At 59.2% G+C, this 13360-nt stretch carries 16 protein-coding genes; 10 read left to right on the top strand and 6 right to left on the bottom strand.

Going from position 1 to position 13360, the window contains the following annotated elements; genetic code table 11:
• Positions 1 to 116: 116 nt before the first annotated feature.
• The 3 genes from CAURIC_RS09345 to CAURIC_RS09335 all read right to left on the bottom strand — a co-directional run bounded on the left by CAURIC_RS09345 (position 117) and on the right by CAURIC_RS09335 (position 2472).
• Entirely contained in the window at positions 117 to 1046 is a 930-nt protein-coding gene (locus CAURIC_RS09345; protein WP_172644055.1) for a siderophore-interacting protein, read from the bottom strand.
• Positions 1047 to 1259: 213 nt separating this feature from the next.
• Positions 1260 to 1592, bottom strand: coding sequence for a hypothetical protein (locus CAURIC_RS09340; protein ID WP_052094939.1), 333 nt, complete (start codon positions 1590 to 1592; stop codon positions 1260 to 1262).
• A 520-nt stretch (positions 1593 to 2112) separates the two neighbouring features.
• Complete coding sequence (locus tag CAURIC_RS09335; protein ID WP_035113626.1) at positions 2113 to 2472, bottom strand: hypothetical protein; 360 nt, start codon at positions 2470 to 2472, stop codon at positions 2113 to 2115.
• Positions 2473 to 3137: 665 nt separating this feature from the next.
• Between CAURIC_RS09335 and rplN the strand changes: the two genes are divergently transcribed.
• The 3 genes from rplN to rplE are packed head-to-tail and all read left to right on the top strand — an operon-like array spanning position 3138 to position 4396.
• On the top strand, positions 3138 to 3509 hold the full coding sequence (gene rplN, locus CAURIC_RS09330) for a 50S ribosomal protein L14 (protein ID WP_035113627.1): 372 nt from the start codon (positions 3138 to 3140) through the stop codon (positions 3507 to 3509).
• The gene (gene rplX / locus CAURIC_RS09325; protein WP_035113628.1) at positions 3510 to 3824 is read left to right on the top strand and encodes a 50S ribosomal protein L24; all 315 of its coding nucleotides are present in this window, start codon (positions 3510 to 3512) and stop codon (positions 3822 to 3824) included.
• Positions 3825 to 3826: 2 nt separating this feature from the next.
• Positions 3827 to 4396, top strand: coding sequence for a 50S ribosomal protein L5 (gene rplE / locus CAURIC_RS09320; protein ID WP_035113629.1), 570 nt, complete (start codon positions 3827 to 3829; stop codon positions 4394 to 4396).
• A gap of 149 nt (positions 4397 to 4545) precedes the next feature.
• On the opposite strand, the gene CAURIC_RS09315 is transcribed toward rplE, so the two are convergent.
• The 3 genes from CAURIC_RS09315 to CAURIC_RS09305 form a co-directional block, all read right to left on the bottom strand.
• Complete coding sequence (locus tag CAURIC_RS09315) at positions 4546 to 5424, bottom strand: ABC transporter ATP-binding protein (RefSeq protein ID WP_290182614.1); 879 nt, start codon at positions 5422 to 5424, stop codon at positions 4546 to 4548.
• Positions 5425 to 5568: 144 nt separating this feature from the next.
• Positions 5569 to 6669, bottom strand: coding sequence for a FecCD family ABC transporter permease (locus CAURIC_RS09310; protein WP_216593962.1), 1101 nt, complete (start codon positions 6667 to 6669; stop codon positions 5569 to 5571).
• Positions 6666 to 7703, bottom strand: coding sequence for a FecCD family ABC transporter permease (locus CAURIC_RS09305; protein WP_052094940.1), 1038 nt, complete (start codon positions 7701 to 7703; stop codon positions 6666 to 6668). Before CAURIC_RS09305 ends, CAURIC_RS09310 begins: the two co-directional genes overlap by 4 nt.
• A gap of 97 nt (positions 7704 to 7800) precedes the next feature.
• Between CAURIC_RS09305 and CAURIC_RS09300 the strand changes: the two genes are divergently transcribed.
• From CAURIC_RS09300 to rplO, 7 genes are all read left to right on the top strand, one after another.
• Positions 7801 to 10278 carry an alpha/beta fold hydrolase gene (locus tag CAURIC_RS09300; protein ID WP_290182608.1) on the top strand — a complete coding sequence of 826 codons (2478 nt, stop codon included), beginning with the start codon at positions 7801 to 7803 and terminating at the stop codon, positions 10276 to 10278.
• A 381-nt stretch (positions 10279 to 10659) separates the two neighbouring features.
• Complete coding sequence (gene rpsH / locus CAURIC_RS09295) at positions 10660 to 11058, top strand: 30S ribosomal protein S8 (protein WP_035113926.1); 399 nt, start codon at positions 10660 to 10662, stop codon at positions 11056 to 11058.
• A 14-nt stretch (positions 11059 to 11072) separates the two neighbouring features.
• Positions 11073 to 11609 (top strand): 50S ribosomal protein L6, encoded by a 537-nt coding sequence (gene rplF, locus CAURIC_RS09290; protein WP_035113631.1) that lies wholly within the window; start codon positions 11073 to 11075, stop codon positions 11607 to 11609.
• Entirely contained in the window at positions 11609 to 12019 is a 411-nt protein-coding gene (gene rplR, locus CAURIC_RS09285; protein WP_035113632.1) for a 50S ribosomal protein L18, read from the top strand. Before rplF ends, rplR begins: the two co-directional genes overlap by 1 nt.
• A gap of 37 nt (positions 12020 to 12056) precedes the next feature.
• The gene (rpsE, locus tag CAURIC_RS09280) at positions 12057 to 12683 is read left to right on the top strand and encodes a 30S ribosomal protein S5 (protein WP_290182604.1); all 627 of its coding nucleotides are present in this window, start codon (positions 12057 to 12059) and stop codon (positions 12681 to 12683) included.
• Between the two features lie 2 nt (positions 12684 to 12685).
• Complete coding sequence (gene rpmD / locus CAURIC_RS09275) at positions 12686 to 12871, top strand: 50S ribosomal protein L30 (protein ID WP_035113635.1); 186 nt, start codon at positions 12686 to 12688, stop codon at positions 12869 to 12871.
• 5 nt (positions 12872 to 12876) lie between these two features.
• Positions 12877 to 13323 (top strand): 50S ribosomal protein L15, encoded by a 447-nt coding sequence (gene rplO, locus CAURIC_RS09270; RefSeq protein WP_035113636.1) that lies wholly within the window; start codon positions 12877 to 12879, stop codon positions 13321 to 13323.
• Positions 13324 to 13360: the final 37 nt, after the last annotated feature.

Genomic DNA, 13360 nt, shown 5'->3' with positions numbered 1-13360 from the left:
AAGAAAGGCGAGGGTATCCTAAGAATCCCTATAGGGGGCTGTGTCCTGCGGTTATGTGGCGGTTGCTTGGATGATTTAGTTATAAAAACACCCCCAATGCAGGGGGTGGTTGGTCGCTAAGGTCGCGCTTTCCCTAGGAACCAGTATGGGCACCACTGCACGGCGGAGGTCTCAAGCTTCCATGTGTAAACACAGTGGCGGCGGACGTTCTTGCATAGGTCACCCTCACCGGCAACCCAGACGTACTGGGAGAACCGAGCGGGATGCTCGACGGCATCGATGCGCTGCAGTAACCGCACGGTCTGCGAGGTGAACTCGGCGACCGGGCAAAACAGCAGTTCCACGCTCCCTAGTTTTTCCTGCCATTCCGAAAGCAGATGTGGCTCAATATCTTCGGCGGTTTCAGCAACTGCGATAACGTGCATGTCGCGCAGCTGTTTCGGGGCAAAGGTCTGGGTGTATTCCAAGATCGCACGCAGTGATGGCAGCGCTGAGGGGTCGGCGATAAGAGTCTGCGCCGGAGCAGCGCGATGCCACAGTCCGTGCGCGGTCCATAGTCCAACTTCTGAACCCACCTGGGCTGTCAGGCACCAGCGCAGCCCAGGGCCAATGTCGTGCCCGACCTCGAGGTCTTCCAGGGTGACACCGTGCGTCACGATGTCGAAGGTCAGTGTGCAGTTCAGGGGATCGAACTGCCGTACTGTGTACCAACGCAGGTTGGGCCGGATCTCTGCGGGCATCTCGGCCACTGCGGCGCGAAGGTTTTCGCCTTTAGTTTGCTGTGGGAGGTGTAGCGGGGTGCCGGGTTGTGGCATGAGGAGGCCGAAGAACTCGTCAGGACCGGAGAGTTGATACGTCGCGAAGGAGGGGGAGTGGAGCGTGATGCGGCGCAACCGGTGTGATGGAGACGTGATCTCGTGAATGGTGGCTCGGAACAGCTCATGCCCCGCGGCTTGCGGGGGATCGACCAGCTGGTGGTCGGTGAAGGCGTTCCGCCGGGTGGGGGAGACGGTCAGTTTGCTGACCTGCGGTGTGGCAACATTCATAGCGATGGTTAGCTTACCCTTACCTACCCTGGAATGAAACCCTTCGTTGGAATGAAGTGAGGGTTCAACGATAAAACCCCTAATTGGTCGTTTAACCCTGAGGTGAGAGCTTAGAAATATGAAAAACTCGCTAGAGCAGCATGTGTGCCTAGCGAGTTTCGGGTGTCAGCGCTTTAAAGAGTGCTGGGGCCACGATGTGGGTCGCAGAAGTGCTTACTTCTTGAAGGAATCTGCGATCTTCTGGAAGCTAGCGACCAGCGTGGCGATTCCACCAACGACAGTTACGATGATGCCGAACGCTTCCGCGATTTGCTTGAGCTTTTCCATGGGCTTAACGGTCTCATCCCAGCCGAACAACTCGTCAGAGCTGGAGGTGTCGGAGCTCTCGGTGTTTGGAGCCTCGGTGTTTGGAGCCTTGTCCTCCTTGCTGGAAAGAGCGGCAGACACGGATCCGGGGGTTGTATTCTCTTCTTCAGCTACGGCAACGGAGGTGCCTGCGAGTGCAACGGTGGAAGCGGTGGCCAGAGCCAGGAGAGTCTTCTTCATATTAATCCTCTGAAGTGAATGAAACGTGGTGGCACGTGGCGTTTAGTCATCCACGGCCTAGGTACGAAAGATAATCTAGCACGATTATCAACAGATCACACCCCCAGTGACGAAGATCATGCTTCTAATTCAATTAACATTCACTAAAAACTAAGTAGGAGTAATCGGGGCGAGATAATGATAGGACACTAAAAATCCGGTCGTTGACCGAAGTCTTCAGCGTCTGCCGTTGAGCTACCGCGTGCCATTCGGTGGTGGGGTAGGTTGGGGGAACCGTCAATAACGTTCCCGACCTACTGGAGGGGATTCATACTCCGATTGCGTTCTCGGGGATCTTGAGCGCCCCATCGGAGCGTTGTGGGGTGGGGTGCGGGGTGGCGTCGAGAAAAAAAGGGGGAGTGGGTGTGGTGCTGGCGTATGGGAAGAAAGCAAAACCGCCGGCGCGGGCTGCGAACCTGCGACGGCGGTTTGGTGTTCAACAAAAGTAGTTAGCTCCTCAGCGTGAGCTAATAACCTTAAATTAGTTGGAGGAACCCAGGGAAGGGATGCCCAAGATGGTCTTGACGATGCTCACGATCGTGTTGAAGATGGTCTTGAACTTATCCAGGCCACTGGTGTTCTCGTCCCAGCCGAAGAACTTGTCGGAGGAGCCCTTCAGCTCAGCCTTCTGCTCTTCGGAGGAACCTGCAGGTGCCTCGGTGTTGGAGGAGCCGGTTGCGCCCTCTTCGGTGGTAGCTGCGTCATCCTGGGAAGAGGAGGAAGCGGAAGAAGAGGTGGTAGCTGGGGCCTCAGCAGCGTCTGCTGCGAAAGCGGTAGGGGTAGCGGTCAGTGCCAGAGCGGTGGCTGCAGCAACTGCAACCAGGTTCTTCTTAGTAGCCATGGTGATCCTTTCGGGAGGGGTGTCGACATCGAAGCGATGAAGATCGATCTTGATGTGAATGCTGGCGTAGCCTAATCATTGGGTTCGCGAGAGAGTGGCTATGCCAGCACTATGTGCTTCATGTTGTTCGAAGCGGGGTAGTGCCTCGGACGTGTTTTAATCTAGCGGGTAAAAAAGCAAATTGTAAGACAATCTGGCAAAAGTGTGACATAAGTCATATATATATTCATCGGAATTGCGAATCCGAGAAGGTGGCCCGCTAGCAGATCGTGCGGCTCGACCGCTCCGGTGTTGTGCCGCGCGCCTCGCAGCTGCATCAGCTGGAGAGTGTCTTTCTCTGTGTCGTCAAGCCACCGCGTTGTCGCCGAGTCACTGCGTTGTCGCCAAGCTGGTGTGTTGTCCTGCCGCTGTGTTGTCCTGCTGCGGTGTGGCCATGTGGTGGTGAATGCCGGATTTGGAAGGCCACCCCAGGGCATGGAATAATTACCAAGTTGCCTGCGTGGAACCGCCGTTAATTCAATGAGCGCTCCCACCGTCTGCTTCAGCTTACGTGTTCTTACTGAGGTGCGCTGGGTAGATGGAATTGCAGGTCAACGGACCGTGTGCGCGAGGGTCGGTAATCCCACGCACGTGAAACTTAACTAGGTCAAACAAGGAGACTCATAGTGATTCAGCAAGAATCGCGCCTGCGAGTTGCCGATAACACCGGTGCCCGGGAAATCCTGGTCATCCGCGTGCTCGGAGGCTCTGTTCGGCGCTCCGCTGGTATCGGTGACATCGTTGTTGCCACGGTAAAGGAAGCTACCCCAGGTGGCACCGTAAAGTCGGGCGACATCGTCAAGGCCGTCATCGTTCGCGCCAAGAAGGAAACTCGTCGTCCAGATGGTTCCTACATTGCATTCGACGAGAACGCAGCTGTCATCATCAAGGCAAACGACAACGATCCACGTGGTACCCGTATCTTCGGCCCAGTGGCTCGTGAACTTCGTGACAAGAAGTTCATGAAGATCATTTCTCTCGCTCCGGAGGTGCTCTAAATGAAGATCCGTAAGGGCGATACCGTACTGGTTATCTCGGGCCCAGACAAGGGCGCTACGGGCAAGGTCATCCAGGCTTTCCCGAAGCAGGACAAGGTCCTCGTTGAGGGCGTAAATCCCATTAAGAAGCACGTTGCAAACTCTGCTCCAGAGCGCGGCGCAGAATCCGGCGGCATTGTCACCCAGGAAGCCCCAATCCACGTATCCAACGTGATGGTTGTGGATTCCGATGGTAATCCGACCCGTATCGGCTACCGTTTCGACGAAAACGGCAAGAAGATCCGCGTCTCCAAGCGCAACGGGAAGGACATCTAACGATGAGCGAAAACTACACCCCACGCCTGAAGACTCGCTACCGTGAGGACATTCGCGAGAAGCTGAACACCGAGTTCAACTACGACAACGTTATGCAGATCCCCGGTGTGACCAAGATTGTGGTCAACATGGGTGTCGGCGACGCTGCTCGTGATTCCAAGCTGATCAACGGTGCCATCAATGACCTGACCCTCATCACCGGTCAGAAGCCACAGATCCGTACCGCGAAGAAGGCCATCGCTAACTTCAAGCTGCGTGAAGGCATGCCAATCGGTGCACGCGTTACCCTGCGTGGCGACCGTATGTGGGAATTCTTGGATCGCCTGCTGACCGTTGCTCTGCCACGTATTCGCGACTTCCGCGGTCTGTCCGATCGCCAGTTCGACGGCCACGGTAACTACACCTTCGGTCTGTCTGAGCAGACCATGTTCTACGAAATCGACGTGGATAAGATCGATCGTCCACGTGGTATGAACATCACGGTTGTTACGACCGCTTCGAACGACGACGAAGGCCGCGCACTGCTGCGTGAGCTGGGCTTCCCATTCAAGACCCAGGGCTCCAACGACTAATTAGTCACGGAAGCTTTTGGGCTCCGGTGTAAACCCGCCGGATTGAAAACCCGCCGTCCGCCGACAACATGTCGGTAGGTGGCGGGTATTTCTGTATCCAGGTGCGGCGAAGGGGAGCCGGCGCAGGAGCGGCGTAGGCGGAGATTTGCCTATTCCTCCGGAACGACCAGTGGGCCACCGGTAACAGGATCGGGAATCACGCGGGCCCGCAGCCCAAAGACATCATTCAACAGCTCCGGGGTGATGATCTGTGCAGGCGCCCCTTCAGCGATGATGCGGGAAGCTGGGGAATGCACGTGGCTGCCAAGGCAGATCATGTGGTCAGCAAACCGCGCCGCTAGGTTGATATCGTGCAGCACCATGACAACGGTCCGGGCCGTAGCGGACGCCTCCGTGGGATCGCCACCGAGGACCGGACTATCAGGAAAAGTACCCTGCCCTGCGCCCGTCAGCATCTTCACCGTCCTTAGCACCTCAAGCGCGGCGGGAAGGTCCAAAAATGTTGTCGGTTCGTCCAACAGCAAAGTCTGCGCACCCTGTGCGAGGACGAACCCCAGCCACGCGCGTTGTCGCTGACCACCGGAAAGCTTCGCCACCAACCGGTCCGCCAAGCTCGCGCATCCCGCGTGTTGCATGGCGCGCTCTACCACTGCGTCGTCAGTCGGAGACCACTGACGCAGCCACGACTGGTGGGGGTGCCGACCCCTGGCCACAAGGTCTCGTACCGTTACCCCATCAGGGACGACAGCAGATTGCGGCAGGTAGGCCAATGTTTGGGCGACCTGCCGGCGTGAGTACCGTGAGATCGATGTCCCACTCAGCTGTACGCAGCCACCTGTAGGTTTGATCAACCCCGCGAGGGTCTTCAACAGCGTGGACTTTCCGCAGCCGTTTGCCCCGACGATGGCCGTGGTTTTCCCGGCTGGAATCTGCACGTTGATGTCTTGCAACACCAACCCGGCATGGCCATAGCCTACGGAGAGTTCGTGGGTGGATAGAGGGGGCGTCGGCCCAGAAGTAACATTCACAGCACACTCACTTCACTACATGTAACCGAGTACGTGCGTGAAGGGGCCAGCATCGCCACGGGTAAAGATGTCACAGCACACTCACTTCCCTACATGTAACCGAGTACGTGCGTGAAGGGGCCAGCATCGCCACGGATAGGGCGCTCATGCCAAGACCTCCTTTCGCCGCCGTTGTATGAGCAGGAACATGAGGAATAGACCCCCGCCGGAACTGGTGATGAGACCAACGGGAATGTCGGTGGGCGTGACTGTGCGCACGAAAAGGTCCGCCGCGAGTAACAATACGGCGCCAGTCAGCATGCTCGTGACCAGTGGCGGGGCGGGCGTGCCCGCCAACAATCGCGCCACATGAGGAGCTGCGAACGCCACGAACCCTATCGGCCCCGCCGCCGCAACGGCTACGGCTGCAAGGATTATAGCGACGCCCAAAGCGACCAACTGGGTGACGCGCGCCCGTTGGCCCAGGCTCTGGGCTAGCTCGGTGCCCAATAACAATGCACGAAACTGGAACGCCAACCACCATGCGACCGGGATGGCGACGAAGGCCACGATGACAGCGGGCCATGCGCGGGCCCACGTGGAGTTCGTCAGGGATCCGGTCAGCCAGAATTGCGCGGCGGCGGCATCCAACAGTTTGGCGCGCACCATGAGGAAATTGATGTACGCGCCCAGCATCGCCGTGAGCAAAATGCCGATGACGACCAACCGGGCGGGGTCGGGGCGCCCACCTCGAAATGACAAGAACCATACGACAGCTGCGGACGCGGTGGCGCCGCAGAATGCTACGACGGGGATTCCCGCACCCGAGAGCCACCCCAGCACGCCCGTAGTGGGACCCACGATGATGACGGTGACCGCGGCGGCTGAAGCCCCGGCGGTCACGCCTAAAATATCTGGGCTGGCCAGGCCGTTTCTGGTGAGGGATTGCGTGATCGCGCCCGATAATCCCAGGGTGGCACCCACGGCCAGGCCGGTGATCGCGCGGGGCATGCGCCAGCTCAATACCACGGTGGCCTCGAAGCGGGAGGAGCGATCGCCTAGGAGAATCGCGCACACGCGCGGAAGGCTGAGGGTGTATTCACCGATTGCTACGCTCAACGCCAGCAGAATGAAAACGAGGATTCCGAGCGTCTGCGGCAGCAGCCGCGAGCGCAGTAGCCCCCGCCGTTGGATAGCAGCGAATCGGGGTTGTGACCCCAATGCCGGCGATTGGTCGTGCAAGGAACTGCTGCGGGATGAACTCACGGGCGCACCAGTCGCCTTCTGGCCATCATGGCGATGAAAACGGGCGCGCCCACGAAAGCCAAAACGATTCCCACCTGAATCTCGCCCGGGTGGGCAATAAGGCGCCCCACGATGTCCGACGCCAGTAACAATATGGCCCCGGCCAGAGCAGATGATGGTAAAAGCCAGCGGTAATCCGGCCCGATCGTGCTGCGCATCACGGGTGGAACCAACAACCCTACAAACCCGATGGGCCCGGCTGCGGCGGTGGAGATACCCGCCAGAATCGCGATGAGCCCAATGCCCGACGCACGAGCAAAGGTCACGCTGATACCAAGACTCTCCGCCACGTCTTCCCCCAGCGCTAGGGAATTCAACTGCGGCGCGCTACATAGCGCTAACAGGATCACGACCAGCAGCGCCGGAGTGATAGCTGAGACGAAAGACCCATCGCGGCCAATCAGGGACCCCACCGTCCACATACGCATGCGATCCAGGTTGTTGCTGCTGGAAAACACGATGGCGGTGGTGGCGGAACTCACCACCGCGGTCAAGGCAGCCCCGGTCAGCACCAACGTCAGCGGATCGGAGCGATTGCCCACTACCTGGGCCACTGCGAAAACGAGCACGGTCGCCACCAACGCGCCGATGAGGGCTAGGACGCTCGTAGCCAGCACCGTCGTGGCACCCAGCCATGTGAACCCAATGACAACCGCTAAAGCAGCGCCGGCATTGACACCCAGCAATCCGGGATCGGCGAGCGGGTTGCGGGTATGGCCCTGCACCAACGCGCCCGCCACTCCCAAGGCTGCCCCCACGACGAGAGCGAGCACCGTTCGGGGTAAGCGCAACTCAGAAATGATGCGCTGGTCCCAGGGATTATCGGGGGAGGGGTGCAGGAGGGCGTCGGGAAGAGTAGAAAGAGGCACCGCCCTCGTGCCAAAAGCCAGTGAAGCAGCACTGAGTAGCGCGATGACCAGAAGGAGAATAAGCAGTACAGCCGACCTGCGACGTGTGGAACCATCGCGACGTGGGGTGGTGGGCTGAGCGCGCATGAAAAGTATTTTAAGCATTCTGCCTCTCAACGCGGGCCAGCTCCCTAGCCTGTAATTGAAATGTATTTTTATCTTTAAAACTAGGGTGAGGTAGCGCATGAATAAGAACACCAGCATCGCCATCATCGGCAGTGGCTTCGGGGGGTTGGCTACGGCCATTGAGCTCAAACGAGCGGGGTTCCACAATTTCACCATCTATGAAAAGGCCGGGGACATCGGTGGAGTGTGGCGAGATAACGACTATCCAGGTGCGGCCTGTGATGTGCAGAGCTACCTGTATTCCTTCTCCCACAATGTTAGCGCCGAATGGGAGGATATGTTCGCACGTCAGGGGCAGATTTGGGAGTACTTGCAGGGTGTAGTGGACAAGGAGGGGCTGCGGCCACACGTGCGCTGTAATACGGAGGTGATCGCCGCGCAGTGGCAACCCGAGCGTGCCAGTTGGCGGATGGAAGTAACAGCGGCCGCGGCGGCGCAGGCAGCGAATCCAGAAGTAACAGCAACCACACCGGCCCACACCACATCCATAGAAGCGGATCACCTCGTGGTGGCAACGGGCGCGCTGGCGCAACCGGTGATTCCGCGGTTGCCTGGGCTGGATGAATTCCAGGGCGAATACTTCCACAGCGCCGAATGGAATCACGATGTTGACCTGCGCGGTAAGCGAGTAGCCGTAGTGGGGACCGGGGCATCGGCAATCCAGATTGTCCCAGCGATCCAACCGGAGGTGGAAAGCCTCACACTGTTCCAGCGCACCCCGGCCTGGGTGATGCCGCGCCACGATCGGCCTATTAGCGCTGCGGAGCAGCAGCGATTGCGTAAGCTGCCTATTCTGAACCGGTTGCGCCGCTGGAAGATCTACCTACAGCGCGAGGTCACTGTGTTGGGCTTCCGCCACCCCGTGCTGATGGGCCCCACCCAAAAGCACGCGCTGCGCCACCTGGAATCGCAGGTGACGGATCCTGATAAACGTCGAAAGCTTACTCCGAGTTACCGGATCGGTTGTAAGCGAATATTGCTGTCCAACACTTATTACCCCGCGGTGAATGCGGAGAACACGACGGTGGTCTGCGGCGGGGTGAAGGCCCTGACCGCACACGGGGTGGTCGATCAGGACGGTAAGGAACACCCCGTTGACGTGGTGATTTTCGCAACCGGCTTCAAGACCGACGGCCTGCCCCTGACGGATAAGGTCCGCGACGCCTCCGGACTCTCCCTCGCCGAGAAGTGGGGTCCGAGCCCGCGCGCCTACCTGGGTACGTCCGTTGCGGGCTACCCCAATTGCTACCTTCTGCACGGACCGAACATTGGATTGGGGCACACCTCGGTCATCCTCATGTTTGAGGCGCAGGCCAGGTATATTCGCCAGGCCGTGGAACTAGCTTCTTCCCGCACGGTGAACTCTGGCTCTGTGCCGGTGAAGGCCTCTATCGCACCGACGCCCCGCGCCCAGCGCAACTTCGATCACCTCGTGGGCCGGTTGACCAATGGGACGGTGTGGACGTCCGGTGGCTGTGACTCGTGGTACTTGGACCAGACGGGGCACAATAGCAACATTTGGCCGGGGTCCACCCTGGAGTATATTTTGCGCACACGGCGAATCTCGCAGAAGGATCACGAAGTGGTGCCATTGTTGACGGGCCCAGCGGACGGTGCGTTGCCGCCGGGCGCGGCGGCCCCGGCGGCTCCGGCGGCCCCGGTGACCCCGGCGGCTGGGGAAGCTACCGGTGTAGCAAATGGGGTGCAATTGGACGGGATGCAATTGGACGGGATGCAACTGGCTAGGGGCGGAAACAGTTTTGCGCCAGGAACGGCTGCGGGCGGGAGTACTGCCCCTGTGGTGATGCTCCACGGCCTTGGCGGCAGCCCTGCCGCCTTCGACCGTTTGAAGGAACAACTGGATCCCCGCGTGAACACGGTGGCGCTGGCACTTGGTGATCCGCGAACGATAGAAAGCGATGCGCGCTCGGTAATTCCAACCATTCGTGAGGAAGTGCAGCGCGCCGGGCGTAAAGCGGTCCTAGTTGGGCACTCTCGTGGCGGCTTGGTGGCCACGGCCGTGGCGGAGATTGCGCCCGAACTGGTGGAGCACCTCGTGCTGGTAAACGCCACCCCAACCACTACCGCGCGGGTTTCTGCCCGCTCGGCTGCCGAAGTGGTCCTAACTAAGCCCGTAATCGGCAACCTCATCTGGAAGTTGATGACCCCCGCCATGGCTGAAAAGAACCTAGCTACAGCTTTTGCTCCCAATCACGGAGTTCCGCCGCAGTTTGTGCGCGATCTGCTCAACACCTCGCTCCCAGACTTCTTGGCGGCAACTGGGGCGATCGATCGCTATTTGAAGCAGTCGCCTATGGTGGATCGCCTCAGGGAAGTGCACGGAAAACATGGCATCCCAACGACGGCGATTGTGGGTCAGCAAGATGGGCGTTTGGCCTTCACAGAATTCATCACGTGGCGCGGCCAACCGGGCATTCGGGTAGTGGATGAACCGAACGCGGGGCATACCCCGATTTGGGAAGCTCCGAAGACCGTGGCTGCGGAAATCAACGAAGTTGTGCTGGGAACGTCCTAGTTGGCGTCGAGATAAAAAGAACCTGAGCCCCATGCCACGCCACAGCCAATGTGCGGCGGAAAGGGGTGGATGGCGACGGGACGGGACAATGGCCAGAGGGGCGTCACAGGTCAATTAAAAGTGCAGCGTTTTGGAGAAAACGCCAGCGTGCTGTACTGTCTCCCCTTGGACTTCTGCGCCCTTTTGGTAGCGCGGAATTTTCCCTGAAACATGTTAATCCACTTTGTTGTAGGCCCCTTGCCGACAAGCGGCCGTGCGGAAAATGTGGCAGCGAGCACCCCAGGTTATTGAGCGTGGGGAGCGCTAGTGGCCCCCAATCGCGCGGTACACGCACCCGGTGAGTTCGGGAACCGCAACGAGAAAGGCACAGGTCACCGTCTTATGACCATGACTGATCCAATCGCGGACATGCTGTCCCGCGTGCGGAATGCTTCCAACGCATTCCACGATTCTGTCTCTATGCCTTCCTCCAAGATCAAGGCCAACATCGCCGAGATCTTGAAGCAGGAAGGTTACATTGCTGACTACACCGTCGCTGACGAGAAGGTTGGCAAGTCCTTGACCCTGCAGCTGAAGTACGGCCCATCCCGCGAGCGTTCCATCGCTGGCGTACGCCGTGTTTCCAAGCCGGGTCTGCGCGTTTACGCAAAGTCCAACAACTTGCCAAAGGTCCTCGGCGGCCTGGGCGTGGCTATCATCTCCACGTCCCAGGGGCTGCTGACTGATCGTGAGGCGTCCAACAAGGGTGTAGGCGGAGAAGTTCTCGCCTACGTCTGGTAAGAGGAGGTTAGCCAATGTCTCGTGTCGGTAAGGCACCGGTGGCGGTACCCTCTGGCGTCACCATCAGCATCAACGGCCAGACTGTCGAGGCTAAGGGCCCTAAGGGCACCCTGACCGTCGACATTCCGGCTCCAATTTCCGTGGCTCAGGAGGAGAGCAACCTCGTTGTTTCTCGTCCAGATGACCACCGCAAGAACCGTTCCCTGCACGGCCTGTCCCGTTCCCTGATCAACAACGCTGTTATCGGCGTGACCGAGGGTTACACCATCAAGATGGAGATCTTCGGTGTTGGTTACCGTGTTCAGGCTAAAGGTAAGAACCTGGAGTTCGCTCTGGGTTACTCTCACCCTGTGTTGATTGAAGCACCGGAAGGCATCACCTTCGCGGTGGATGGAAACACCAAGTTCTCCATCACTGGTATCGACAAGCAGCAGGTTGGACAGATCGCCGCCAACATCCGCCGTCTGCGGAAGGATGACCCATACAAGGGTAAGGGCATCCGCTACGAAGGTGAGCAGGTCCGTCGCAAGGTCGGAAAGACGGGTAAGTAATGAGCAATACTGCATCCAACAAGGCAGAAAACCGACTTCCGGTGGGCAAGGACATCTCCACCCGCCGTCGCACCGCACGTGCACGTCGTCACTTCCGTATCCGCAAGAACTTGGCCGGTACCGCCGAGACCCCACGTCTCGTCGTGCACCGTTCCTCCCGTCACATGCACGCCCAGCTGATCGACGATGTCGCCGGTCACACCCTGGCAGCCGCTTCCACCTTGGAAGCCGACGTGCGCGCACTGGAGGGCGACAAGAAAGCTCGCGGAGCTAAGGTTGGCCAGCTGATTGCCGAGCGTGCTAAGGCCGCAGGCATCGAGAACGTTGTTTTCGACCGCGCTGGCTACAAGTACCACGGCCGCGTCGCCGCTCTGGCTGACGCAGCTCGCGAAGGTGGTCTGAAGTTCTAATGATCACCATCAACACCATCAACGGAAGGAACGCGTGATGTCGGAACGTGAACGTAACGGCGGACGCTCCGCCGATAACAACCGCAACGATCGTAACGAGCGCGGTAACCGCAACGATCGTCGCAACAACCAGCAGCAGGACGAGCGCAACCAGTACATCGAGCGCGTCGTAACCATCAACCGTGTGTCCAAGGTTGTGAAGGGTGGTCGTCGCTTCAGCTTCACCGCTCTCGTCATCGTGGGCGACGGTCAGGGCATGGTCGGTGTCGGCTACGGCAAGGCCAAGGAAGTTCCCGCTGCAATCCAGAAGGGTGCTGAAGAGGCTCGCAAGAACTTCTTCCGCGTCCCAATGATCAACGGCACCATCACTCACCCAGTCCAGGGCGAAACCGCCGCTGGCGTTGTGATGATGAAGCCAGCTGCCCCAGGTACCGGTGTTATCGCTGGTGGCGCTGCACGTCCAGTTCTGGAGTGCGCAGGTGTTCAGGACATCCTCGCGAAGTCCCTGGGTACTGACAACGCCATCAACGTTGTGCACGCTACCGTCGACGGCCTGAAGCAGCTTGTTCGACCAGAAGAGGTTGCCGCGCGTCGTGGCAAGACTCTGGAAGAGGTTGCACCCGCCGCTATGCTGCGCGCCCGTGCAGCAGGACAGGGGGCATAAACATGGCTCTGAAGATTACCCAGCTCAAGGGTCTCGTCGGAACTAAGAAGAACCAGCGTGACGCCATCCGTTCGTTGGGCCTGAAGCGCATCGGCCAGTCGGTTGTCCTGCAGGACAGCCCAGCCGTCCGCGGCCAGGTCAACGTCGTGCGCCACATGGTTCAGGTCGAAGAAGTGGCAGGGGAGTAGGAAAAATGAGCGATCCAATCAAGCTCCACGACCTCCGTCCCGCCAAGGGTGCCAACAAGGCCAAGACCCGTGTTGGTCGTGGTGAGGCATCCAAGGGTAAGACCGCTGGTCGTGGTACCAAGGGCACCAAGGCTCGTAAGCAGGTATCGGCAGCATTCGAGGGTGGCCAGATGCCACTGCACATGCGCCTGCCAAAGCTGAAGGGCTTCAAGAACCCAGCGAAGGTCACCTTCCAGGTTGTCAACGTTTCCGACCTGGAAAAGGCTTTCCCCAACGGTGGCGATGTTGCAGTAGCAGACATCGTTGCTGCAGGCCTGGTCCGCGCTAAGCAGCCGGTCAAGGTTTTGGGCAATGGCGATATCAGCGTGAAGCTGAATGTCACCGCGCAGAAGTTCTCCAAGTCTGCACAGGAGAAGATCGAAGCCGCAGGTGGCTCCATCACCGAGGCTTAATAAGGTCTCTCGGTAGCCAAGTAAGGGCGCTCAATCC

Source organism: Corynebacterium auriscanis, assembly GCF_030408435.1.
Classification (GTDB): Bacteria; Actinomycetota; Actinomycetes; order Mycobacteriales; family Mycobacteriaceae; genus Corynebacterium; species Corynebacterium auriscanis.
Note: the sequence above shows the minus strand (reverse complement) of the source record. Positions and strands in the feature narration are given on the sequence as shown.